Annotated in this window: 22 protein-coding genes; 11 read left to right on the top strand and 11 right to left on the bottom strand. The window is 67.9% G+C overall.

Going from position 1 to position 21,266, the window contains the following annotated elements; genetic code table 11:
* Positions 1–50: 50 nt before the first annotated feature.
* Complete coding sequence (locus AB0B45_RS28890; RefSeq protein WP_358136665.1) at positions 51–188, top strand: hypothetical protein; 138 nt, start codon at positions 51–53, stop codon at positions 186–188.
* A 128-nt stretch (positions 189–316) separates the two neighbouring features.
* Here AB0B45_RS28890 and AB0B45_RS28885 read toward each other — a convergent pair whose 3' ends face one another.
* Entirely contained in the window at positions 317–1,159 is an 843-nt protein-coding gene (locus AB0B45_RS28885) for a hypothetical protein (protein ID WP_358136663.1), read from the bottom strand.
* A 6-nt stretch (positions 1,160–1,165) separates the two neighbouring features.
* Positions 1,166–2,260, bottom strand: coding sequence for a hypothetical protein (locus AB0B45_RS28880; RefSeq protein WP_358136661.1), 1,095 nt, complete (start codon positions 2,258–2,260; stop codon positions 1,166–1,168).
* Positions 2,261–2,440: 180 nt separating this feature from the next.
* Here AB0B45_RS28880 and AB0B45_RS28875 point away from each other — a divergent pair, with 180 nt between their 5' ends.
* From AB0B45_RS28875 to AB0B45_RS28850, 6 genes are read left to right on the top strand one after another with little or no spacing between them, the layout of a single operon-like run.
* Positions 2,441–2,788 (top strand): WXG100 family type VII secretion target, encoded by a 348-nt coding sequence (locus AB0B45_RS28875; RefSeq protein WP_358136658.1) that lies wholly within the window; start codon positions 2,441–2,443, stop codon positions 2,786–2,788.
* Positions 2,789–2,794: 6 nt separating this feature from the next.
* Complete coding sequence (locus tag AB0B45_RS28870; protein WP_358136656.1) at positions 2,795–3,106, top strand: WXG100 family type VII secretion target; 312 nt, start codon at positions 2,795–2,797, stop codon at positions 3,104–3,106.
* 3 nt (positions 3,107–3,109) lie between these two features.
* Complete coding sequence (locus tag AB0B45_RS28865) at positions 3,110–3,472, top strand: hypothetical protein (RefSeq protein ID WP_358136653.1); 363 nt, start codon at positions 3,110–3,112, stop codon at positions 3,470–3,472.
* A gap of 1 nt (position 3,473) precedes the next feature.
* On the top strand, positions 3,474–4,889 hold the full coding sequence (locus tag AB0B45_RS28860) for a hypothetical protein (protein WP_358136652.1): 1,416 nt from the start codon (positions 3,474–3,476) through the stop codon (positions 4,887–4,889).
* Positions 4,886–5,296 (top strand): hypothetical protein, encoded by a 411-nt coding sequence (locus AB0B45_RS28855; RefSeq protein ID WP_358136649.1) that lies wholly within the window; start codon positions 4,886–4,888, stop codon positions 5,294–5,296. Before AB0B45_RS28860 ends, AB0B45_RS28855 begins: the two co-directional genes overlap by 4 nt.
* Positions 5,297–5,306: 10 nt before the next feature.
* Positions 5,307–6,755 carry a WXG100 family type VII secretion target gene (locus AB0B45_RS28850; RefSeq protein WP_358136647.1) on the top strand — a complete coding sequence of 483 codons (1,449 nt, stop codon included), beginning with the start codon at positions 5,307–5,309 and terminating at the stop codon, positions 6,753–6,755.
* A 34-nt stretch (positions 6,756–6,789) separates the two neighbouring features.
* On the opposite strand, the gene AB0B45_RS28845 is transcribed toward AB0B45_RS28850, so the two are convergent.
* The 3 genes from AB0B45_RS28845 to AB0B45_RS28835 form a co-directional block, all read right to left on the bottom strand.
* Positions 6,790–7,227: a YbaB/EbfC family nucleoid-associated protein gene (locus AB0B45_RS28845; RefSeq protein ID WP_358136644.1), complete on the bottom strand. Its 438-nt coding sequence runs from the start codon at positions 7,225–7,227 to the stop codon at positions 6,790–6,792.
* A gap of 156 nt (positions 7,228–7,383) precedes the next feature.
* Complete coding sequence (locus AB0B45_RS28840) at positions 7,384–8,229, bottom strand: hypothetical protein (protein WP_358136641.1); 846 nt, start codon at positions 8,227–8,229, stop codon at positions 7,384–7,386.
* Positions 8,229–8,534 (bottom strand): hypothetical protein, encoded by a 306-nt coding sequence (locus tag AB0B45_RS28835; protein WP_358136638.1) that lies wholly within the window; start codon positions 8,532–8,534, stop codon positions 8,229–8,231. The genes AB0B45_RS28840 and AB0B45_RS28835 overlap by 1 nt, the downstream gene beginning before the upstream one ends.
* A gap of 114 nt (positions 8,535–8,648) precedes the next feature.
* Between AB0B45_RS28835 and AB0B45_RS28830 the strand changes: the two genes are divergently transcribed.
* Entirely contained in the window at positions 8,649–9,053 is a 405-nt protein-coding gene (locus tag AB0B45_RS28830; protein WP_358136636.1) for a YbaB/EbfC family nucleoid-associated protein, read from the top strand.
* Here the strand turns inward: AB0B45_RS28830 and eccD are convergent.
* Complete coding sequence (gene eccD, locus AB0B45_RS28825) at positions 9,045–10,463, bottom strand: type VII secretion integral membrane protein EccD (protein ID WP_358136634.1); 1,419 nt, start codon at positions 10,461–10,463, stop codon at positions 9,045–9,047. The genes AB0B45_RS28830 and eccD overlap by 9 nt on opposite strands.
* A 63-nt stretch (positions 10,464–10,526) precedes the next feature.
* On the opposite strand from eccD, the gene eccCa reads away from it, so the two are divergent.
* Genes eccCa through AB0B45_RS28810 form a run of 3 tightly spaced genes read left to right on the top strand, consistent with a single transcriptional unit; the run spans position 10,527 to position 15,861 of the window.
* The gene (eccCa, locus tag AB0B45_RS28820) at positions 10,527–14,507 is read left to right on the top strand and encodes a type VII secretion protein EccCa (protein ID WP_358136632.1); all 3,981 of its coding nucleotides are present in this window, start codon (positions 10,527–10,529) and stop codon (positions 14,505–14,507) included.
* Positions 14,508–14,512: 5 nt separating this feature from the next.
* Positions 14,513–14,800 (top strand): hypothetical protein, encoded by a 288-nt coding sequence (locus AB0B45_RS28815; RefSeq protein WP_358136630.1) that lies wholly within the window; start codon positions 14,513–14,515, stop codon positions 14,798–14,800.
* Positions 14,797–15,861: a WXG100 family type VII secretion target gene (locus AB0B45_RS28810; RefSeq protein WP_358136628.1), complete on the top strand. Its 1,065-nt coding sequence runs from the start codon at positions 14,797–14,799 to the stop codon at positions 15,859–15,861. The genes AB0B45_RS28815 and AB0B45_RS28810 overlap by 4 nt, the downstream gene beginning before the upstream one ends.
* Here AB0B45_RS28810 and AB0B45_RS28805 read toward each other — a convergent pair whose 3' ends face one another.
* The 5 genes from AB0B45_RS28805 to AB0B45_RS28785 all read right to left on the bottom strand — a co-directional run bounded on the left by AB0B45_RS28805 (position 15,862) and on the right by AB0B45_RS28785 (position 21,163).
* Positions 15,862–16,875, bottom strand: coding sequence for a hypothetical protein (locus AB0B45_RS28805; protein ID WP_358136626.1), 1,014 nt, complete (start codon positions 16,873–16,875; stop codon positions 15,862–15,864).
* Positions 16,875–17,234 carry a hypothetical protein gene (locus tag AB0B45_RS28800; protein WP_358136624.1) on the bottom strand — a complete coding sequence of 120 codons (360 nt, stop codon included), beginning with the start codon at positions 17,232–17,234 and terminating at the stop codon, positions 16,875–16,877. Before AB0B45_RS28800 ends, AB0B45_RS28805 begins: the two co-directional genes overlap by 1 nt.
* A gap of 86 nt (positions 17,235–17,320) precedes the next feature.
* The gene (locus tag AB0B45_RS28795) at positions 17,321–19,432 is read right to left on the bottom strand and encodes a serine/threonine-protein kinase (RefSeq protein WP_358136621.1); all 2,112 of its coding nucleotides are present in this window, start codon (positions 19,430–19,432) and stop codon (positions 17,321–17,323) included.
* Between the two features lie 102 nt (positions 19,433–19,534).
* On the bottom strand, positions 19,535–20,686 hold the full coding sequence (locus AB0B45_RS28790) for a S8 family serine peptidase (RefSeq protein WP_358136618.1): 1,152 nt from the start codon (positions 20,684–20,686) through the stop codon (positions 19,535–19,537).
* 204 nt (positions 20,687–20,890) lie between these two features.
* Positions 20,891–21,163, bottom strand: coding sequence for a WXG100 family type VII secretion target (locus AB0B45_RS28785; protein ID WP_358136615.1), 273 nt, complete (start codon positions 21,161–21,163; stop codon positions 20,891–20,893).
* Between the last annotated feature and the right edge of the window lie 103 nt (positions 21,164–21,266).

Below are 21,266 nucleotides of genomic sequence, written 5' to 3'. Positions count from 1 at the left end.
CGAAAACGCTAGGGTCCCGACTCTTCCGGTCAACTGCGGAAAGGACATGCGTGAGCGGTTTCGAGGCCGGTGGGAAGAAGCTGCGCGCGGCGATGGAGACGTGCGCGGAGCAGACCGACGACGTGGTGGCAGCGACCTCGAGTGGCCAGCGGGGCGGGGCCGACTTCGGCCTCGCCCGGGCACGGTGAAGAGCGGCATGGCCGTCGCCGAGGGCGGTTTCGCTACGACTTCAACCGCGATCACATCGGCCCCGGCTCCAGGCCATCTGGCCCGGGACGCTCCTGACCTATCCCCCGGAGGAGTAGGACGCCTGCGCCTACGTCAGGAAGGGGAGGACGTTACTCATCCCTCCCATGTCCGGCTTCACATTGGCCTGGACATCGGCGGTGGGGTCCTTGGCGACCTCCTGCTTGGCCGGATCGAAGACGGCCTTCGCCTGGACGAAGGCGGGCGGTGTCCCCTTGAGGGGCTTCATGCCGGGGAACTGCGAGGTCAGCGCAATGGCCGTATAGCCCATGGCGGACATCATGAAAGTGATCTTCATGGTCAGCTTCGACATGAGCCCGATGATGTTGCCGACTTGCCGGTAGAGCATCTGCAGGATCTGCAGGGCACGAGCATGAGCGGTTATGAATGTCGGAGGTGTGACGCTCGACGCTGCGGTGAAGGCGGCCAGGGCCACGACGAAGCTGGCAATGGTAAGGAGCAGGTCGGAGAGGAAGTCGTAAGCGGTTTTCGCCGCCTCGAGGCTGCCGCTCACGCCGAGGCGCAGCTCCTGCAGATCCGCGAGCTTGCCGTCGAACTCCAGAGCGAGCTTCTTGAACGAGTCGAACGACATCCCCTGCCAGACCTGCTGCTTCTCCGCCTGCGTCAGCAACTGCTTCAGGGCATCGCGCAGGAGCTTGATGTCGTCCCCCGCCATCGGCGGGTGCCATTCCTCTTTCTTCTTGTCCTCGTTGGTCACCTGCACGAACGATGGCGTCGACTGGGTCGGAGCGTGAGCAGGAGTGGAATCCTTCCAGTGGTCGGCCCCTTCGCCCATCTTCTCGGGATAAGCCACGAGACCCCAGAACAACATGGCCAGCGGAATGACCGCAGGTATGACGGGGATGGTTGACGACACCATGGAGGCGGCGGTGACGAACTTGCCGGATCCCACTGCGATCTACTCCTTGCCGAGGACGGGCGGCGCGATGTCCTGGTCGTCCTCATAGTCGTCGGGGTTGCCCTTCAACAGCTTGGAGCCGTCGCGGTCCTTGTCCTGTTCGCCTGTTCCGCCACCCATACCCGGCGCCATCGGCGAGTACATGGGCATCCCGCCTCCGGTCATGCCACGGGCTCCGGCGCCGCCGAGCGCGCCCGTTCCGGCGCCTGCCCCTGCGCCCGCCCCTGCCCCGTAACTGACGCCGCTCCCGCCCCTCGGGTCGGTGAAGCTCGTTCCCGACTGCGGTGCGCTGGAGTTCGGCGTCCTTCCCAGGAGATCCTGCGCCGAGGGGTCGTATGACGCCAGCTTGCTCTCGATCGGGTTGGCCGGCCGCTGGTTCAGGCCGCTCGTGTCGATCCCCTTCGGATCGGGAATCTGCGGCTGCTGGGGCAGCTTGCTGTCAGGCATCTGCGGCTGGTCGGGCAACTTGTGGTCGGGCAGCTTCTGATCAGGCAGCTTCTGATCAGGCAGCTTCTGATCAGGCAGCTTCTGATCAGGCAACTTGTGGTCAGGCAACTTGTGGTCGGGCAGCTTCTGATCAGGCAACTTCTGATCAGGCAACTTGTGGTCGGGCAGCTTCTGATCAGGCAGCTTCGGGCCTTTGCCGCCGAGCCCGTCGAGGCCCAGGTCCTTGCCGGTGGGAATCTTGGGCCCGCCTCCGAGTTGGGACTTGAGCCCGGAAAGGTCCGGGCCCCCCTTCTCGTCGCCGCCCCTGGTCTTGCTTGCCTCGTCCGCCAGGTCCTTGTTGTCGGCCGCGCCGGCCAGCGCCGTTCGAAACGAGTCCAGGACGTCCTTGCCCTGCTTGAGCGCGTCCACGGTGTTGTCGCGCACGTTGTTGTGGGCGGTGACCAGGCCGTACCCGATCGCGCCGAAGGTTAGTGCGGGCAGATCGATGGACGAGGTCTTGGTGCTCATCGCGTCCAGGTCGTCGCTGTGACTGGAGTAGTCCTTGCCCAGCTGTCTGACGCCACTCGACTGCATCTTGAAGTTCGGGTCGCTCTTCTTGGGGCTCTGCGCGCCGCTCAGCGACGACCAGTCAACCGGATCACCACTCACAAGGTCACATTACGGGCGCCGACCTTCAGACGCCACCGAGACCCACAAATTCACCCCATGAGCTGCATGTATACGAAATTTCCCCAGAAATGTAACCAAACCTTAACCTGAAGTCAGGCCGTTTGTGCGACGCCTGATCATTACTGTGATGGGCGAGAAACCGGAGCACATGGAGGTGACATGGCCGATCAGGCACAAGCAAGTCGGGCGGACCTTGAGCAAGCGATCTCCTTGATCATGAAGTCCCAGGAGAACATCCTGGGGATCCAGCGCAAGCTCGACACCGCCAACGCGGACCTGGCAGCCCACTGGGTAGGCACATCGCGTGCGGCGTTCGTGAAGGTGACCATCGCGTGGCACGAGCGGATGGACGTCATCCTCCAGAGCCTCACCAAGCTCGCCGAGTCGGTCCAGTCGAACAACAAGAACTACGACCTCTTCAACCAGCAAGAGGAAGAGCGGTTCAACAAGATCGCGGCGATGATCGACGCCGACCTCGACGCCAACCTCAAGTCCACCGGGAAGTAGGCCCTGATGGCTGATCACGACATCTTTGACGTCACTAAGATCAACTTTGCCGGTCTCGAGGCCGGTGAGACGGCCTTCGGCGTCGCCTTCAAAGAGCTGGTCGCCGAGCTCGAGGACCTGGAGAACCAGCTCAGCGCCAAGACCGCGATCTGGGAGGGTGCCGCGAAGATCGCCTACCAGGAGGCCCGCGTCGTCTGGCAGACGGGTGCCAAGGACCTGGCCGACGTCGTCCAGCTGCTGTCCCAGAACATCAACATCACCAACATGAACATGCGGGACGTCGAGCGGATCAACACCGCCATGTTCGACGGAAAGTAAGCCATGGGCAGCGACGGCGGGGTCGACGTCAGCCGCCAAGCGGTTCGCAACGCCAGGAACGAGCTCGACGAGATATTCGATCTGTTCGTTCCCGGCGCGACCTCCTACGATGCGGAGGCCGTGGCCTTTCCCGAGAACGGCCCGGTCCGTGGCCTGGCGTCGAACTACGAGGCGTTCGGCGGGATCTGGACGGCCGCGCTCGGCATGCGCAGCAGCTTCACCAACGCGGAGGCGGCAGTGGCGGGCACCTACACGAGCATCTCGAGGACGCTCGGCGCCTCCATCGTGCTGCTCGGAGCGGCCTTGGCCAAGTTCGACGAGGGCGAGCAGAAGAGCACCGAGCACGCCAACACGGCCGAGGTCTGACGTGGCGACTCACACCTCGCCCATCAAAGCGGTGATCATCTGCCCCAAGGACGCCGAGGAAATACCCCTCGACATGCTGAGGGAAGCGCTCAAGAAGACCAGGCCCGATCTCCTCAGGTCCGCCGCCGAGGAGTTCGCGGCCGTCCGCATCAAGCTGGACACCCTGGTCGAGGCCATCGACAAGCATCTCAAGATCCTCGACACAGCCTGGACGGTCGGCGAGGACGCCAAGCAGGTGAAGACCCAGCTGCGCCGGATGCGCGACTCCGCCGTCTCGATCATGGACGCGATCGCCGACGACCCCCCGGGCAAGCCCTCGACCAAGGGCATCGCTCCCGCCCTCGCCGCCTACTCCGACACCGTGGCCGTCTTCCGAGGTGACACGCCAGGCGACGTGGGCAGCGACATCTCCACCCTCGAGGCGGCGGGCCAGTGGGGTATGGGCGGAGCGGGTATCGGATTCCTGGTCGGCGGCCCTCCGGGCGCGGTCATCGGTGGTGTCGTGGGCACGATCGCCGGTGGCATCACCTCTCTCTTCAGCGACGTCCCCTTCTTGAACCTGGTCGGGGAGAGCAAGCAGGAGAAGGAGATGAAGGCGGCCAGGGAGCACCTGACGAAGCTGACGGACGCCACCATGAAGGTGAACGATCTCTTTCCCGCCTCGCTGACCACCGACATCCCTCAGCTGACCGTGCCCCCGTTCAACACGAACAACGTCCCGCCGCCCGGTTCCAACATTCCAGGTGCGGTGCCGGCGACGACCACGAGCCCGTACGACTCGTCCATGCGATCCGGGCTCGACGAGCTCCGCGACGTCGATCTTCGCGGCGTGGATGATCCGGGCGGCGTCGGAGACCTCGGAGACGTCGGCGACGTCGGCGACGGACTCGGCGGCTCCGGAACAGGTGGTCACGACGTGGACGGCAGTGGGATCGACGACAAGATCCAATCGGTCGATCCGAGCGCGCTCGACATCGACGCGAACCCGGGGCGCGTGGACGGCTCTGTGCCCGGCGTCAACGGCGTGGGCAACGGCGCAGGCGAGGGCAACGGCAACGGCACCTCGCTGGGGAAGACCACCAGCCTCTCGGGCTACGACCCGAGTCTCGCCCAGACCGGCATCACCGACCCGACCTCCTTCGGCAACGGCAACTCCTCCGGCAGCGGCCACTCCTCCAATGGCGTAGGCGTGGGAGTGAGCGCCGGCGCTTCAGGGGGAGCCTCAGGTGCGGGAGGCGGCGGTGGAGGACGGGGCGGCATCACGCCCACGGTTCTCCCGCACGGCGGGTCCGGGTCGAAGACCGAGGAGGAAGAGCGGTGGCGCGACACCTGCTACCTGGAGGACGAGGACCTGTTCCAAAGTGACGCCAAGTTCACCATCGGCCGTATCGACCACGTGTCCAAGGACAAGGCATGAAAGAAGTCGAAGAAAACTGGCAACCGCCTGAGGTCCCCCTCCACCCGGACTGGGAGGGGCTCGACGAGAAGGCGCCCCGGTACATGCACCACGACTCGGTCAGGGACGCGGCCCGCAACCTGCGCAAGGACCTCCTGAGCGACTTCGAGGGCAGCGCGCCCGCCGGAGGCAGCGCCACCTGGTCGGGTCCCGGCACGTTCACCCAGGTCGAGGTGCTCGGCAATGTGGGGCCGAAGGACACCGGCACCTGGCCGACGGCCGACTACTTCGGCCAGAACGTCGCCAGAAGCTACGAGATCCTGTTCGGGAAGTACAAGGAACTGGTCGGCAAGATCGAGGCGATCGGCGTCGCCATCGAGAAGGCCGTGGACAACACCGACCAGGGCCACAAGGACAGCAGCGCCTGAGGAGTGCACTGTGGCTGAGTCCACCTGGGCCAATATCAAGATCTACTCGTTCCTCTACGAGCTCGGGGACGAGAAGGGGCTGACGCACGCCCAGATCAAGGCATTCCTGGACAACACAAACCCGGAGAGCCTGCGGCGTGCCGGCGAGGAGTTCGTCTTCGCGGCGGCGAAGCTCGATGACCAGAGCGGGCTGCAGGCCAGGGTCATGCGTACCCACAGGGCGCTGGTGACCTCGTGGCACGGCAAGGACGCCGCCCAGGCGCAGAAGACGCTCAGGGAGATTCACGGCACCGCCAAGGCGCTGCACGACGCGCTGAAGAGCACCGGCGAGCAGCTGAAGAAGTACGCCAAGGCACTGGAGCACTACAAGAGCAACGTGCCGGGCGGCACGATCTCGCTGAACGGCGGCAGCACCGGCTCCAGTCTCTACTCGGACTACGGGTTGAACCCGCCCGCCCCGAGCACCGGCTCCTCGTCGACGTATTCGGTTCCGGAGTGGTTGACGCCGCCCACCTCCGGCAACTCCAAGCCGAGCGTGGCGTCGAACCCGTTGGGTGACATCCTCGCCAGGGAGCACCTGCGCAAGCTCAACAATGAGATCGCCGAAATCAACATGGCGTTGCCCGAGGGCCTGGCGTTCGCACTGCCTGAGGTCAAGCCGCTCGACTTCTCCGGTCACAAGGCGGACAACGTCACCGTCAGAGACGACCGCGTGCCCGACAGCACCTCACGGACGTGGACGTCAGGCTCCGACTCACCGGGCGGCTCGGGCTCTTCCAACACCGGCGGCCCCGGATCCTCCTCCCCTGGTCCGGAACAGCCGGGGGGCGGTCAGGACCCAGGTCCAGGCGACCCCAAGCCGCAGGATCCGCAGCCTCAGGACCCCAAGCCGGAGGATCCCAAGCCGCAGGACCCGAAGCCGCAGGACCCGCAGCCTCAGGACCCGACGCCCGGGACTCCCGAGCCGTCGCCGCAGCCGCCGGGTCAACCGGGCGGTACGCCGGAGACTCCGGGCGGGCAGCCGACCACACCGCCTGTCATCGGCGGCGACGAGTCGCGGGGCACGGACCTGGCCGACGCGACGACCACCGCTCCCAACCCGGTGACGCCGACCACGACGACGACCCCGCCCGCCGACTACCTCGGCCCGAACCCGCCGCCGCGCACGACCACGACGCCGCTGGTGACCCCGAACATGATCGGCCCCGACGGCGTCATCGGCAGGGAAGGCGGCGTCATGGGGTACGGCACCTTCGGTTCGGGCAATCCGGCGGCCGCTCCCGGCGTGCTGCGCGGAACGGGAGGCATGGGCAGCTCGATGTACCCGTTCGCGCCCGGTGGCATGGGCGGCGCGGCGAGCGAAGGCTGTGACGAGCGCGACCGGCAGATCTACGACCCCGAAGGGGACGCCTTCGTGATCAAAACGGACGGGACCAGCCCCGGCCGCATCGGCTGCTGAGCCGGGGACCGGAAGGGGATGGGCGGGCGCGGCGTCAGAGGTCGAGTCTGCGGCTGATGCGATCGAGCTCGCCCATCACGTCCTCGAAGGTCCTGTCGAAGGCCGCGCGCGCCTGCCTGATGTCGTGCATGGATGCTTCGGGGTCGGTGAAGTTCCGCATGGGGTTGTCTTCGCCGAACACCTCGGCCATGAGCTCGCTCGCCTGACGCTGGAGATCGGCGGACGCCTCCTGGAACACCGTCTTGATGAGCTCGGCCAGCTCGCCCGAGCTCAGCCGCATCGCCTTGGGGTGGAGCGTCAGGTCGCGCATGCCTTCGCTGGCGTACTCCACGCTGACCAGGCCATCTTCGTCGGATGCCCGCCCGACCAACGTGGAGAGGCTCTGCTGCATCTCCTCCACGCGGGCCATCTGCGCGTCGGCGCCTTTGATGATTCTGTCCATGTCGATGGTGCCGAAATCCCCGTCCATCATGTCCACTCCATCCCGTTCACACCAAAGATCCAATCAACCTAGCCCTGCTGGCGAACCCACGCAATCACTTGAACCACACGCCGAAGACCGTCCCCGCGACCACAGCTCAGGTGTCGCGGGAACGGCGTTCGGAGGGATACCTAGCGTCTCGGGCGGTCACTTCTCGCGCTTGGGCTCGACCCAGTCGAAGTTCTGGGAACCGGGAGGAAGAGTGCCCTTGACGGCCGGCTCACGGAAGGAGGGGTACTTGCTGGTGTCGATGGTCACGCTGCGGAAGTTCACCGCGGCCGCGCCGCTCGGGGTCACGTAGCTGAACTGGTGCCCCTTCTTGACCACCGTCGACATGAGGCCCCCGGCCTCCTTCAGGACGGCCGACAGGGTCACGCTGAAGATGGCCGTCGCACTGACCACGCTCAGCGACACGGCCGTCTCCAGCAGCCTCCCGGCCACCTGGGCGGCCGGGAACGGCATGAACTGCAGGCGCTTGGCGAAGACAAGGGCCGCGATCACGCCGATACCGAGGTTGATCATTCTCAGCCAGAAGCTCCGGTAGCCGGCGGCCACCTCGTCGATCATCCCGCCCACATCGGACAGAACCGAGCGCAACGCGCCGATCTCCCGGTGGAACTCCCAGACGACGCGCTCGAACTCCAGGCGGTCCATGGCGATCCACCCCTCCTTCGAGGTGGCGATGAGCTGTGGCAGGAGCTGCTTGACGCCGTCGTCGAGGCGAGCGGCGATGCCGCTCTTCCAGTTGCTCGCCGCCTGAGCCATGCCCGGCTCGTTGGCGAGCATGGTGCTCGCGATCGCGATCGCGGGAAGGACACCCGCCGACACCCTGCCGAGCTTCTTCAGGAACTCCATGGCCTTCGGCCCCATCGGCTCGCCCACGGACGAGGCCGGCCAGGGGCCGCCGTGTCTCGGCGGAGCGTAGGGATTGCCGTACCGCGCGACCGTTCGCCGGCTCACCGGCTCGAGGCTGCGCGCCAGGGAGTCGACCATCAGCGGTACCTCACAGCGCTGGCGTCCTCGGCGGCGCGCCAGTTGCGCTGCGCCGTGGCCAACGTGGTCAACCAGCTCTCGGTGCAGCCCTCAGCTTCGGCCATCTTCTTCTCAGCCCACTGCCGCAGCTCCTCGTAGGGGCCCTCCAGGATCATGCCACCGGCGATGCCGAACCCGAGCCCGTCCACGTGGTTCGCTTCGCAAAGGTCGCCGACGAAGGCCAGCGCCCCCTGCAGCTCCTTGTCGATCCTGCTGCACAGATGGGCGATCGCCGTTGAGGTCACATAGATATCAGGACCAGCCATAAGTCCTGATTGTTACCTAAAGATCAGCTGATCCGAGGATCCTTCATGATCGGTTCAGCGAATGTACTGCGAGCGCTTTCCAATGGTTCACTCCGTCTCGATGACCATGGCTGCATGGACAACATCCACCATGAGGACCTCGACCGCGTCATCCTGGACACCGAGCGGCAGATGAGGGACGTCCTCGCGGCAATGAACGGCCTGTCCGAGATCACCGGAGCGGGTGAGAGCCGCAGCGGGCTCGTGCATGCCACCGTGGACGCCGAAGGCAAGCTCACCGACGTGAAGCTCAGCGGCAGGGCGATGCGCCTCGAGGGCCACGAGCTCGCCGAGGAGATCATCGAGGCGGTGCGTGCCGCCCAGGAGAACCACGACAGCAACGCCCGCAGCCTGTTCGCCATGCCCGTCGGCGGGAAATTCGACGCCGAGTCGCTCAACCGGATGGTCGAGGATCTGCAGGACTCCTTCCTCAAGGAGAGCGGGGACCGGATCGCCCGCATGCGCGACCGCCTAGCCTGACAACCCCCGTATCCAGGCGTAGACCTCCAGAACACCGAGCGCGAGCGGGAACAGCGCGACGAGCAGCATGACGTCCACGATGTCGCCGGCCCTCCCCCAGAACGGCGAGAGCCGGCCCGTGGGCAGCCACAGCCCCAGGCTGAGCATGATCATGGCCACCCACAGCAGGCCGATCACCACGGCGGCGGCTCCCACGGTCCCAGCGCCCACGCTCTGCGCCACCGCGAGCGAGATCAGTCCCGCGAGGCCGGAGGTGATCAGCCAAAGGCGCTGGCCGAGCCCGTGGAAGACGCGGGCGCGCAGCATGAGCGTCAGCGAGAGCGTCGCCGCCATGGCGACCGCCATCCAGCCGCCTTCGGCCACCAGGAAGGCCAGCGCGCCGAGCCCGGACAGCGCGACACCGATGACCAGGCCGGTGGCATACCCTCGGGCCTGCTGGGTGCGCTCGAGCACCGATGCGCTGTCGAGCAGCTGGTTGTCGGCCCGCAGTTCCTCGGCGTTGGTGGGCAGCGCGGGCAGCGGCACCCTCGCCATCCTGAACGACAGAGTGGGAATGAGCGGAGTGAACGCCATCAGTACGGTGGCCGTGATCGCCGCGGTGCCCGCGGCGTGAGCGTCGAAGATCATCACAACGGCGGCGGCTATCGCCCCCGCGACCGACGCGATCGCGACTCCGAGGTAGCCGGGCACGCCCTCGGCGATCGCCGCGGTGCCGATCGTGGCCGCCAGCGCCGTACAGGCGAGAGCGGCGAGCAGGTGCGGAGCGCCGAAGCCCCCGCCCAGCGCGTACAGGCCCGCCAGGAAGGCGTACGGCAGCGAGGCGTACCCGATCAACGCGCCCGCCCAGGCCTCACCGACCGCCCTGGACAGCGCTGCGCCCGCCATGACGAGCAGGAGCGCGAGCACGCCCGCGACCGCGGCGAGCCCGCCCACCGGCTCTCCCGCCAGCACCAGGCCGACCGAGCCCAGCGCGAGCAGCACGGTGGCGCCGCCAACGCCCATCAGCCTGGTGTGCTTCGGCTCCCATTTGCCCGAGCCGCCGTTGACGCCCGTGGCCACCACGTCGGCGACGTCGTCGAAGAGGGCGGGAGGCATGGCCGCCTCTCGCGGCCGCAGATACAGCACCTCGCCGTCGAGCACCCCGAGGGTGGCCAGGCTCTGTCCGAGGTCGAAGGGGGCACCGCCGAGGCGTTGCAGGACCCAGCCGGGAGCGGAGGCGGACTCGCCGCCGGCCTCCCCCACCGCGCGCAGAATGCCTGGCAGCACGTGCGGGAGAGGGATGTCGGTCGGCAGCGCCAGATCGGCCCGCCTGCGCGGCGCGACGATCGTGACGTGGCAGAGCGGGGGCACGGGCGCGTGGATTTGCGGGAGTGCGCCTTGCTGCATCGGCTGGTGCGCAATCGATGTCACGTTTCCGACGATAACGGCATCTGATAAGAAAGGGATTCCTGTGACAGGAGGGTTGTCCGGCCAGTGAGCATCGTTGTCGTGCGCCGCCCCGAGCGCCGCCCCAGCCCCAAACCGCCGCGCGGAGAGATCCTGCTGGAGTCTCCGCCGGAGATTCCCGAGGTCCAGCCCGCCGGCCTCATGGGTATCCTCACCTACGTGCCCATGCTGGCAGGGGCGGGTGCCATGGGCCTGATGTTCACCGCGGGCGGCCATTCCAGCCCGCTGATGTACGTCGCCAGCGGCCTGTTCGGCATCTCGATGCTGGGCATGACCATGGGACAGATGGGCCGCAATTCGGGCGAGCGCAAGAACCGGCTCAACGGCCTGCGCCGCGACTACTTCCGCTACCTCTCGCAGATCCGCAGAAAGGTGCGCAAGGCCGCCGTCCAGCAACGCGAGGCGCTGGAGTGGAGCGGCCCCGCTCCCGACACGCTGTGGTGGGTGGCCATGGGCCCGCGGCTCTGGGAGCGCAGGCCGCGGGACGAGGACTTCGGCACGGTACGGCTCGGCACCGGCGTGCAGAAGCTGGCCGTCCAGCTCATCCCGCCCGACTCCAAGCCCGTGGAAGACCTCGACGCCCTGTCGGCAGGCGCGTTGCGCAGGTTCGTCAGGGCGCATTCCACGGTCTCCGAACTGCCCGTCGCGGTGGCGCTCAACGCGTTCGCCAGGATCCACCTGAGCGGCGAGCCCGTCTCCGTCCGAGACCTGGTGCGGGCGATGATCGCCCAGCTCGTGGTATTCCACTCGCCGGAAGACATGCGGATCATGGTGTGCGCGTCCAAGGAGTGGATGCCGCACTGGGACTGGGTCAAATGGCTGCCGCACGCCCTGCATCCCGAGCAGACGGACGCGGCCGGCCAGGTCAGGTTGATGGGGGAGGACCTCGGCTGGCTCGACCATGTGGTCGGCGAGGAGCTGAGAGAGCGGGCCAGGTTCAAGCCGGGCGGGGCGGCCGACGCGCTGCCGTACTACGTGGTGATCGTCGATGGCGGGCACGTTCCGCACGACTCCCAGCTCGGCATGGACGCCATTCATGGCGTGACCGTAATCGACCTGTCGGAGTCGACCGGGGTGGTCGAGGAGCGAAGCACGCTGCGCATGGACATCCAGCCCGACGGCTTCCACATGGTCAAGATCGATCACGCGGGCAAGCGGTCGACCAACCGTCTCGGCGACCCCGACGCGCTCGACTTCCTGCGGGTGGAGGGGCTGGCCAGACAGCTCGCGCCGCTGCGCGCCTCCGCGGCCTCCGGCGGAGAGACGCAGGACGTGCTCGGCACGAACACCTCGCTGACCGATCTCCTCGGCGTGGGCGACCCGAGCCGGCTGAACCCTGCGGTGACGTGGCAGCCGCGCGCCGGCCGTAACAAGCTGCGCGTGCCCATCGGTCTGGGCTCCGACGGGCGCGTCGTCGAGCTCGACATCAAGGAGTCGGCGCAGGGCGGCATGGGCCCGCACGGCCTGGTGATCGGCGCCACGGGCTCCGGCAAGAGCGAGTTGCTGCGCACGCTGGTGCTGGGCCTCGCGATCACCCATTCCTCCGAGATCCTCAACTTCGTCCTGGTCGACTTCAAGGGCGGCGCGACCTTCCTGGGCCTGGACACGCTCTCTCACGTGTCCGCGGTCATCACCAACCTCGAGGACGAGCTGCCGCTGGTCGACCGCATGCACGACGCCCTGCACGGGGAGATGGTCCGCAGGCAGGAACTGCTCCGCGCGGCGGGCAACTACGCTTCCCTTCGCGACTACGAGCGCGCCAGGGAACAGGGGGCGGACCTCCAGCCGATGCCGACCCTCTTCGTGGTCCTCGACGAGTTCAGCGAGCTGCTCTCGGCCAAGCCCGAGTTCATCGAGCTGTTCGTGATGATCGGACGCCTGGGCCGCTCGCTCGGCGTCCACCTGCTGCTGGCCTCCCAGCGGCTGGAAGAGGGCAGGCTGCGCGGGCTGGACACCCACCTGTCCTACCGGATCGGTCTGCGCACGTTCTCGGCCATGGAGAGCAGGGCCGTGCTCGGCGTGGCCGACGCCTACGAGCTGCCCTCCGCACCCGGCAACGGGTATCTCAAGTTCGACACGACCGGCATGACCCGGTTCAAGGCCGCATACGTCTCGGGCGCCTACCAGGCCGACTTCTCCCAGGCGGCGGCCCAGGGCGGCCACGCGCCCGGATACCAGGTCGTCGAGTACGGCCCTGCCCACATGCCCGTTCCCGAGCAGGAGGAGCCGAAGGTCCTTCCTGTCGGCGACGAGGATCAGAGCACGAGCCAGCACAGCCTGCTCGACGTCGTGGTGGGAAGGCTGGAGGGTGCCGGGCCCGCCGCGCACCGCATCTGGCTGCCGCCGCTGGCCGAGCCGCCGACCCTCGCGCACCTGCTGCCCCCGCTCTCGGTGACGCCCGAGCTGGGCCTCTCGCCCACCGGGTGGGCGGGCAGGGGCCGGTTGCACGCCGTCGTCGGCATCATCGACAAGCCCTTCGAACAGCGCCGCGACCCTCTGTGGCTGGACCTGTCGGGCGCGGGCGGTCACGTGGGTATCGCGGGCGGCACGCAGAGCGGCAAGAGCACGACCATTCGTACGCTCGTCACCAGCATGGCGCTCATGCACACCCCGCGGGAGGCGCAGTTCTACTGCCTCGACTTCGGTGGTGGCGCGCTGGCCTCCCTGGACGCGCTGCCCCACGTGGGCGGCGTGGCCACCCGCCTGGACGGCGACCGCGTCCGCCGTACGGTGGCCGAGATCTCCGCCCTCCTCGAGCAGCGCGAACGGCACTTCGCCGAGCGGGGCATCGAGTCGATCGTCACCTACCGGCGGATGCTGGCGGAAGGCGCCATCGAAGGTGACGGCTGGGGCGACGTGTTCCTGATCGTCGACGGGTGGCTCACGCTCCGCCAGGAGTTCGAGAACCTCGAACCTGTCATCACGGACCTGGCCGCGCGCGGGCTCGGTTATGGCATCCACATCGTCGCCACCACCAACAAGTGGTCGGAGTTCCGGCCGAGTATCCGCGACCTGTTCGCCACCAGGGTCGAGCTCAAGCTCGGCGACGCCTACGAGTCCGAGGTCAACAGGAAGAAGGCGCTCGCCGTACCCGAGGGTGTGCCGGGTCGCGGCCTCACCAAGGACGGTCTGCACTTCCTGACGGCACTGCCCAGGATCGACGGTGTGCAGAGCGCGGAGGACCTCGCGGCTGGGGTGCGCGGGCTCGTCCACGCGATCAGGGACTCGTGGCAGGGCCCCCCTGCCCCGCCCATCAGGTTGCTGCCTCCCGTGCTCCCGGCCACCGTGCTGCCGGCACCCGAGCAGACCGGGCCGCGGGTGGTGCCGATCGGCATCGACGAGGCGACGCTGTCGCCCGTCGCCCTCGACTTCGAGGCCGACCCGCACTTCATCGTGGTGGGCGACACCGAGAGCGGGAAGTCGAACCTGCTGCGGCTCATCGCGGAGGGTCTGGTCGCCAGGCTGACCCCCGGCGAGGCCAGGATGATCGTGATTGACTACCGTAGGTCGCTGCTGGACTCGGCGGTGACGGACCACCGCATCGGGTACGCCGCGTCCAGCGCGGCCGCCGCCGAGTTGATCAAGGACACCCGCGACGCTCTGGTCAACCGGCTGCCTCCGGCCGACATCACTCCCGATCAGCTGCGCGAGCGGAGTTGGTGGAAGGGTGCCGACCTGTACATCTTCGTCGACGACTATGATCTCGTCGCGACCTCAGGCAACCCCCTCGGCCCCCTGGTCGAGTTGCTGCCTCAGGCTCGCGACATCGGCCTGCACCTGGTGATGTCACGCCAGATGGGCGGCGCGGGCAGAGCCCTGTTCGACCCTGTCATCCAGCGGTTGAAGGACATGGCCAGCCCCGCGTTGATCCTCTCGGGAAGCAAGGACGAAGGGTTCCTGTTCGGCAACGTGCGCCCGCACCCGCTGCCACCCGGCCGCGGTTACCACGTCGACCGCCGCCAGGGCGCTCGCCTCATCCAGACCGCCTACCTGACCGCTCAGGAGTGAACCCGGTGGACATGCACTTCCAGGCGCTCGACAAGTGCCGCTCCGACGCCAACAAGGCGGCTGGGCAGTACGAGAGCCTCGACCGCGCCATGCCGGAAAAGGCGAAGACCCCGACCGACTCCTCCATCTTCGGCCAGGTGGAGGCCAGGCAGTCCCTGACGACCGCGATCGACACCGCATGGAGCACGCTCTCGGGCGAGCTCGGCCAGGCGAGGAACAAGCTCAAGGGCGTCGAACGCGCGCTGGACAAGGTGCAGGACAACGTGCGCGAAGCGCACAAGGCGACCTCATGAGCTCCCGCGACACACTGCTGGGCTACGCCAAGGAGGTCAGCGGCAAGCCGGAGGAGATCCGCAACATCGTGGCCGACTGGCGTGCCGCGGCGGGCGACGTCAACGAGTTCGCGAGCGGCGTGGGCGCCGCGGTCCGCAACGTGGACTCGGCCTGGCAGGGCGACTCGGCCCAGAACTTCGTCAGTTACATGTCGGAGTACGGCAGGGCCGCCGACCACCTCCACGACGCCCTGGCCGCCTGCGCGACGGCCCTGGAGAGCGTGGCCACCGAACTGGCCGACGCCAAGCCCAAGATCGACGGCCTCGTCAGCGACGCGAGCGTCGAAGAGGCGACGTACAAGAAGGAGCACCCCAACGCCACCCCCGAGGAGACCTCCGCCAAGTCCGAGGAGATCTACAAGGAGAAGGCGAACACGGCCGCGGAGCACGTGGGCAAGGTCCGCACGGCCGTGTCCGAGGCGAACAAGGCCATGGGCAAGCTGGGGTCCGAATTCCTCAACAGCAAGACCACGTTCGCCGCCATCACGGAGGCCGAGGCGAAATCGTTCGTCCCTGTGCACGGCAAGAAGGTCGACTGGCAGCGCACTCCCGGCTATCGCCCCCCGAAGGTGACCAAGGGCGGAAACGGGGGCTCCGGCGGCGGCTTCGGCGGCTACGGCCCCAGCGGTCCCCCTCCGCCGGCGGGTGGCGGGCCCGCGCCCACCGGCAAGATCAAGGAGTGGATCGAGGAGGCGACGAAGATCCTCGCCGCTCAGGGCTATTCGGTCGCGAAGATGAACGCGAACGACATCTGGATGATCATCCAGAATGAGTCGGCCGGCAACCCGCACGCCATCAACAACTGGGACTCCAACGCCGAGGCCGGAACCCCGTCCAAAGGCTTGATGCAGACCATCGATCCGACCTTCAGCCAGTGGTCGCTGCCCGGCCACAAGGACATCTGGAACCCGGTGGACAACATCATCGCCGGCGTCCGTTACGCCATCGCAGAATACGGATCGGTCTCCAACGTGCCCGGCGTCGTCGCCGTGAAGAAGGGGCTCGACTACCGGGGCTACTGATCAGCGCACGAACCGCCAGCCGGGCGGGAAGATCACCGCCCGCAGCCCGTGGCCTTCCAGCTTGGCGGCCCACTGCTCGGGCGTCGTCCAGACCTCGTCCTCGCCCTTGATGACGTTCTCGGTCGGCGTGTATCCGACGCCGGAGCCGAAGAGCCTGGCGGCCATCTCGCTCCCCCGGCCGGCCGGCCCCGGCAGACCCAGTTTGGCTATGTCGTAGCCGACGATGTATCCGGTGTTGGCGCCGACGACCGTGCCGAACTCCTCGGCGTTCTCCTTCCAGCCCCCGACCGGCACGCCCCACGCCTTCTTCGAGAGCGCATGGGCGCCGACCGAGCCGGCCGCGTAGGCCGCGCCGTCGATCAACGCGTAGTTGATGGTGGTGAGCAGGTACTTCGGGAAGGCCATGCCCAGGATCCGCGCGGCGCTCTGCGCGAACATGATCTTCATCATCTGGGCCATCTTGGCCAGCTTGACGATCTGCCAGGCGGCCCACGCCCTGGCCACCGCGAACAGCGCCGTGGTGAGCGGCTGGAAGGCCACCATCCAGAGCACCTGCATGATGGCGTCGTCGATTTCAGCCAGTCGCTTGCGGACGTCTTCGACGAGGGAGGCGTAGGCGTCGCAGCCCACCGCGAGGACCCTGCAGTCCTTGGCGAACGCGACGGGGAACAGCGCGATGCTCGTCGTGTAGAGATCCTTGAACGCCTGCACGGACAGGCCCTCGTTGTGGGCCCAGACCGACGTCGCCGCCGCGTCGGCCCGGTCGGCGATCCCGCCCTCGGGTTTCGTGCCCCCGTCGAGGTCGTCGGCCAGCGTCCTGAAGACGTCGGCGGCCTGGCGCAGTTCGCCTGGATCGATCTCGGGCGCCACGACTCCCGCGTAGATCCTCAACAGGATCATGGAACCGGCGCCCGCCGCCATCGTGATCGCCAGGAGGCGGTAGGGCGCCATCGGGTTGGCCATCTTGAGCAGGCCGTTCTTCCTGATCGACGGCTCGAACTTCGGAACGGCCATCAGCGGGCCTCCTTGGGAGGCCAGGTGTAGACGGGAACCTCGTCGATCTTCATGTCGTCGGCGATGCCCCAGTCCACCGTGGAGACGTTGCGCTGGACCGCGCGCAGGCCGTCGCCGCAGTCCTCGTACACCTCGGCGAACTCACGGATGAGCCTGGGGATCTCCTCGCACTTCGGTTTGAACCATTCGAGGAACGCCCTGTCGACCTCTTCGTCGGTGGACCACTCCGCCACCTTGGGCAGCGCGCGCAAGGCTTTCGACACCGCGTTCCGCACGGCTGCCCCGGCCTCGTCGAAGGCAGGAGCCGCCCCCTTCTTCAGCTGCTGATGATTGATCCGCTGAGGAGGCGGCTGTGCCATCGATCGCTCCCGTCGTCCCGGTTGCGATCACGATCTACTCAGGACATTAAGTCAAATGCCGTGATCCGTTACGTTCGTGTATACGTTCAGCTGCAGTTACCCCAGTCGGAACCGGTGCTGCCGGAGCTCGTGCTACCCGAGTACTTCACGCACTTGCCCTTGGCGGGCAGCTTGACGGGACCCGCGTAGAACTCGAAGTTGCCGCTGTCTGTCTGGCTGCCGCCGCCCTGCACCTCGAGCGTGGCGCTGACAGGGGTGGCCTTGCCGATGTCGGTGGTCTTCATGGTGACCACGCAGTTCGTTCCCGTGCTGCTGTTGTACATCTGATAGGTGGTACCGCCGGTGAAGGAGCTCTGGCGCTGCACGTAGAAGCCCGGGCCGCACACCTGGCTCGCGGTGTGGGGGTTCTTCTCCACGGGGGGCGGCGTGGGGCTCTTGGTCGGGGACGGCGGAGGCGGCGGCGGGGTGGACTTCGTCGGGGATGGCGTCGGCTTGGCGCTCGTCTTGGTGGGAGTCGGTTTCGGCGAGGGCTCCGTCGGCTTCGGCGTCGGAGTCTGCTCCTCCGTCGGCTTCGGCTTCGGGGTAGGCGTGGGCGTGGGCTCCTCCGACGGCGTCGGCTTCGGGGTAGGCGTGGGCTCCTCCGACGGCGTCGGCTTCGGCGTCGGAGTCTGCTCCTCCGTCGGCTTCGGCTTCGGGGTAGGCGTGGGCGTGGGCTCCTCCGACGGCTTGGCCGACTCCTTCTCGGTCTGCTTCTCCGAGTGCTTGGGCGTGGCGGTCGCGGTGACGGTCACCGTGGGCGACGGCTGGGTCACCTGCGGCTGCACGGTGGGAACCGCCAGCGACTGCGTCGGTACAGGGACAGAGGTGAGCACCGGCACCTGCGGGCTGTCCGAGGTGTACTCACTCGGCAGCACCAGTGGCCCGACGCCGCCGTCGTCCTGCGCCGTCGAAGGCGTCGCCCACGGCACGGTCACCACGGCGGTCGGCTGCCCCTGCCCTGGAGTGTCATCTGACGGCCCCATGCCCACGTCTCCGCCCACGGCCTGGGACTGCTGCTGCTTCTCGATCGCCTTGCCTTCGGCGGTGGCAGGCGTGATCCCGCTGACGGTGGTGTACTGGCTCGCCCCCCACAGGCCCGCTCCCGAGAGCAGTGCGATGACGCCGACGCCTGCGGCGAGGCCGAGCGGGAACGACTTGCGCCGTACACCCTGCGGCCGGCCCTGGGGGGTGACCTGCGCCGACAGGACATGGTGCGGCTCCTGCTGGCGCGTCCCCTGCTGGGTTGGGATGCCTGGCGGGCTCCAAGCGGGCGGCGGCGGGCCCCAGTCCGGCAGCCGATCCGGCATCGGTCCCTGCGGCACCTGTTGTACGGGCACGCCCTCGATCGGCGGCCCGTCGTGGGCCATCACCGCGCCCTCGACAGGAGGCAGTTGGAGGGTCGATCCCGCCACCAGCTTGTCGGCGCTCTTGTCGCCGAGGAGTTGCAGCAACGCGGTGTAGGTCGTGGGCCGCTGGCCGACGTCCTTGGCCAGCGCGGAGACGACCACCTTGCGTAGCGGCTGCGGGAGCGGACCGACGTCGGGCTTCGCGTTGAGCACGGCCTCCATGTCGTGCCCGAAGGGCGGCACACCCGTGGCTGCGAAGACCACCGTGGCGGCCCAGCTGAAGATGTCCGCGTACGGGCCGTGCTGGAGGCCGTTGAGCTGCTCGGGCGCACGATAGCCGATCTCGCCGACGGGCTCTCCGATGCCGGCGTCGGTCACCCGCGGCCCGTCGGGCCCGAGGATCACGTTCGTGGGGGTCAGCCCTCTGTGCGCCTGACCCGTCAGATGGATGGCGGTGAGCGCGGTGAGCATGCCGACCGCGACGCGCTCCAGCGCGTCACCATCGAGCGGGCCCTCCGCCTGCACGGTCTCGGCCAGACTGCGGCCTTCCACGTGCTCTCTCACCAGGTACGGCACGCCGTCCGCCAGCCCGGTGTCCAGCACGCGAGCGACGTAGGAGCTCGACACCCGCTTGGCCGCACGCATCGTGTCGACGACCTCGGGGCCCTCCTCGGCAAGGAGCTTGACCACGCGGGTGGGCTGATCTTCGGACTCCTGGCCCAGATAGACGACGCCTCGCGGCCCCTCACCCAGTCGGCCCTGGATGGAATATTCGCCGATTTGCTCAGGATCGCCTGGACGCAGGGGGTGCATCTCGGTCCTTTCACACCTCAGATCATGATCTCGGCATATTCAATCAAATCCACCCCATCTGCCACACCAGTTTCTGACACTTCATCGTCAGGACACCGTCGATTAGTGGACCCGCCATGCGCGCCTTCTGCCCATGGGAACGAGGATGCGCGCGGCCACCACCAGCCCGATCCCCGCCAGCGCACCCGCTCCCAGGATGAGAGCCAGCCTGATCGCGTCGTGGTCCGTGGGCGGAACCTTGCTCACGACGTCGGCCGGCAGCGGCGTGGCCACGGGGGGAGCCAGCGCGGGGCCGTTCTCCGACGGGAGGATCGCCGTGACGGCCAGCAGCGGGTTCACCATTCCCGCACCGGTCCCCTCCCCTCCGGCCCCATCGGCGGTCTGCATGATGCGCCGCCGCACCTGCTCCTGGCCGAGATGGGGGAAGCGGGCCCGCACGAGGGCGGCCACCCCGGCGACGTACGGCGCGGCATAGCTGGTGCCGTTGAGATCGGTGGCGTACGCCTTGCCGGGCCACGTGCTCACCAGGCCCGCGCCAGGCCCGATGACGGAGACCGGGGTCGCGGCGTTGGAGAAGTCCGTGCGCCGGCCGTCAGGACCCGCCGAACCCACCGAGATCACCCCTGGATATCCGGCCGGGTAGGCGGGAGCGGGGGTGCCGTCCTCCTTCTTGATGTTGCCTGCCGCCGCGACGACCACCACGTTGTTGCGCAGCGCGTAGTCGATGGCGGCCTTCAGGCCGGGAGTGCCGTCCTCCATCGTGATCGAGATGTTGATCACGTCGGCCTTGAGGTCGGTGGCCGCTCTGATGGCCTTGACCAGCAACTCGGGGTCACCGCGGTGCTCCTCGTTCGCCTGCTTGAACGACAGCAGCCTGACGCCTGGAGCCACGCCGTAGAAAGCGACACCCTTGGTCCATCGCGCCCCGATGATGCCCGCGACCGCGGTGCCGTGGCCTACGCAGTCGCGGAAGCCGGTGCCCGTGAGGTCGGCCTTGCCGGCGAGGCGGAGCTGCGGGTGGTCGAGGTCGACCCCGCTGTCGACGACGGCGACCGTCACGCCCTGGCCGCTCGTGATCGGCCAGACCCGTTTGGGGTCGAGCCTGCGTTGCGCCCACGACTCGGCGATCGCCATCGTGCCTCGGGGCGGGTCGCATTTCTCGGGCGCGCCGACGGCCAGCGCGGGCGTGGTCAGCGCGGGCACGGCCACGATCTGCAGCGCCAGCACCCCGGCCAGGAGTCCTCGTCCGATCATGAGAATGGAGCCTAGCTTGCCCCTTTTGCCAGGATGCAGTCATTCTTCGCGAAAACGGGACCAGGCCCCACACTCCACGGACGGTGGCCCTCCACTCGAACCCGAGCCCGCACCGGGCCGAGCACCCGGGCCCTCCTCTCGGAAATCTCCGACCCGGAGAACCCGGCCCGGCACCCACCTGATGCCGGGCTGGGACCTCGGGGGTCAGCGGGTGGCCGACTCGATGTTGCCGCGGTAGGTGTTGATCACCCGAGCCGCCTCCTGCAGTTCCTCCGACATCCGCTGGAACGCGGCCCGGTAGTTCTGCCACGCCCCGCCGAACCGCTCGGCCCCCGGCCCCGTCCACGCGGTGCCGACCTTGGCCGCCTCGCGGTCCAGTGCCGCCATGGTGCTGCGCACCGCCTCGGCCTGTTGGGTGAACTGGGTGGCCATCTGCTGCATCTCCGCGGGGTTGCCACCGAGCAAGTTGTGCGTCATGCGCTCCTCCAGGGTCGACCGACGGGCGCCCTCACGATAGGCAGGCAACCCCGCCGTGGCCCTCGGTTATGCCGAGCGGCTATGGTCCTGCAGAGGATTGTTC

Origin of the sequence: Nonomuraea sp. NPDC049152, from assembly GCF_040648355.1 — a bacterium.
Lineage (GTDB): Bacteria > Actinomycetota > Actinomycetes > Streptosporangiales > Streptosporangiaceae > Nonomuraea.
This window is presented reverse-complemented; position numbering and strand designations above follow the sequence as displayed.

What these genes read in the sequence shown, in the direction of transcription:
- AB0B45_RS28875 (WP_358136658.1), top strand. Translation starts at nt 2,441, where the DNA reads ATGGCCGATCAGGCACAAGCAAGTCGGGCGGACCTTGAGCAAGCGATC.
- AB0B45_RS28870 (WP_358136656.1), top strand. Translation starts at nt 2,795, where the DNA reads ATGGCTGATCACGACATCTTTGACGTCACTAAGATCAACTTTGCCGGT.
- AB0B45_RS28865 (WP_358136653.1), top strand. Translation starts at nt 3,110, where the DNA reads ATGGGCAGCGACGGCGGGGTCGACGTCAGCCGCCAAGCGGTTCGCAAC.
- AB0B45_RS28855 (WP_358136649.1), top strand. Translation starts at nt 4,886, where the DNA reads ATGAAAGAAGTCGAAGAAAACTGGCAACCGCCTGAGGTCCCCCTCCAC.
- AB0B45_RS28845 (WP_358136644.1), bottom strand. Translation starts at nt 7,227, where the DNA reads ATGATGGACGGGGATTTCGGCACCATCGACATGGACAGAATCATCAAA.
- AB0B45_RS28840 (WP_358136641.1), bottom strand. Translation starts at nt 8,229, where the DNA reads ATGGTCGACTCCCTGGCGCGCAGCCTCGAGCCGGTGAGCCGGCGAACG.
- AB0B45_RS28835 (WP_358136638.1), bottom strand. Translation starts at nt 8,534, where the DNA reads ATGGCTGGTCCTGATATCTATGTGACCTCAACGGCGATCGCCCATCTG.
- AB0B45_RS28830 (WP_358136636.1), top strand. Translation starts at nt 8,649, where the DNA reads ATGGACAACATCCACCATGAGGACCTCGACCGCGTCATCCTGGACACC.
- AB0B45_RS28810 (WP_358136628.1), top strand. Translation starts at nt 14,797, where the DNA reads ATGAGCTCCCGCGACACACTGCTGGGCTACGCCAAGGAGGTCAGCGGC.
- AB0B45_RS28805 (WP_358136626.1), bottom strand. Translation starts at nt 16,875, where the DNA reads ATGGCCGTTCCGAAGTTCGAGCCGTCGATCAGGAAGAACGGCCTGCTC.
- AB0B45_RS28800 (WP_358136624.1), bottom strand. Translation starts at nt 17,234, where the DNA reads ATGGCACAGCCGCCTCCTCAGCGGATCAATCATCAGCAGCTGAAGAAG.
- AB0B45_RS28795 (WP_358136621.1), bottom strand. Translation starts at nt 19,432, where the DNA reads ATGCACCCCCTGCGTCCAGGCGATCCTGAGCAAATCGGCGAATATTCC.
- AB0B45_RS28790 (WP_358136618.1), bottom strand. Translation starts at nt 20,686, where the DNA reads ATGATCGGACGAGGACTCCTGGCCGGGGTGCTGGCGCTGCAGATCGTG.
- AB0B45_RS28785 (WP_358136615.1), bottom strand. Translation starts at nt 21,163, where the DNA reads ATGACGCACAACTTGCTCGGTGGCAACCCCGCGGAGATGCAGCAGATG.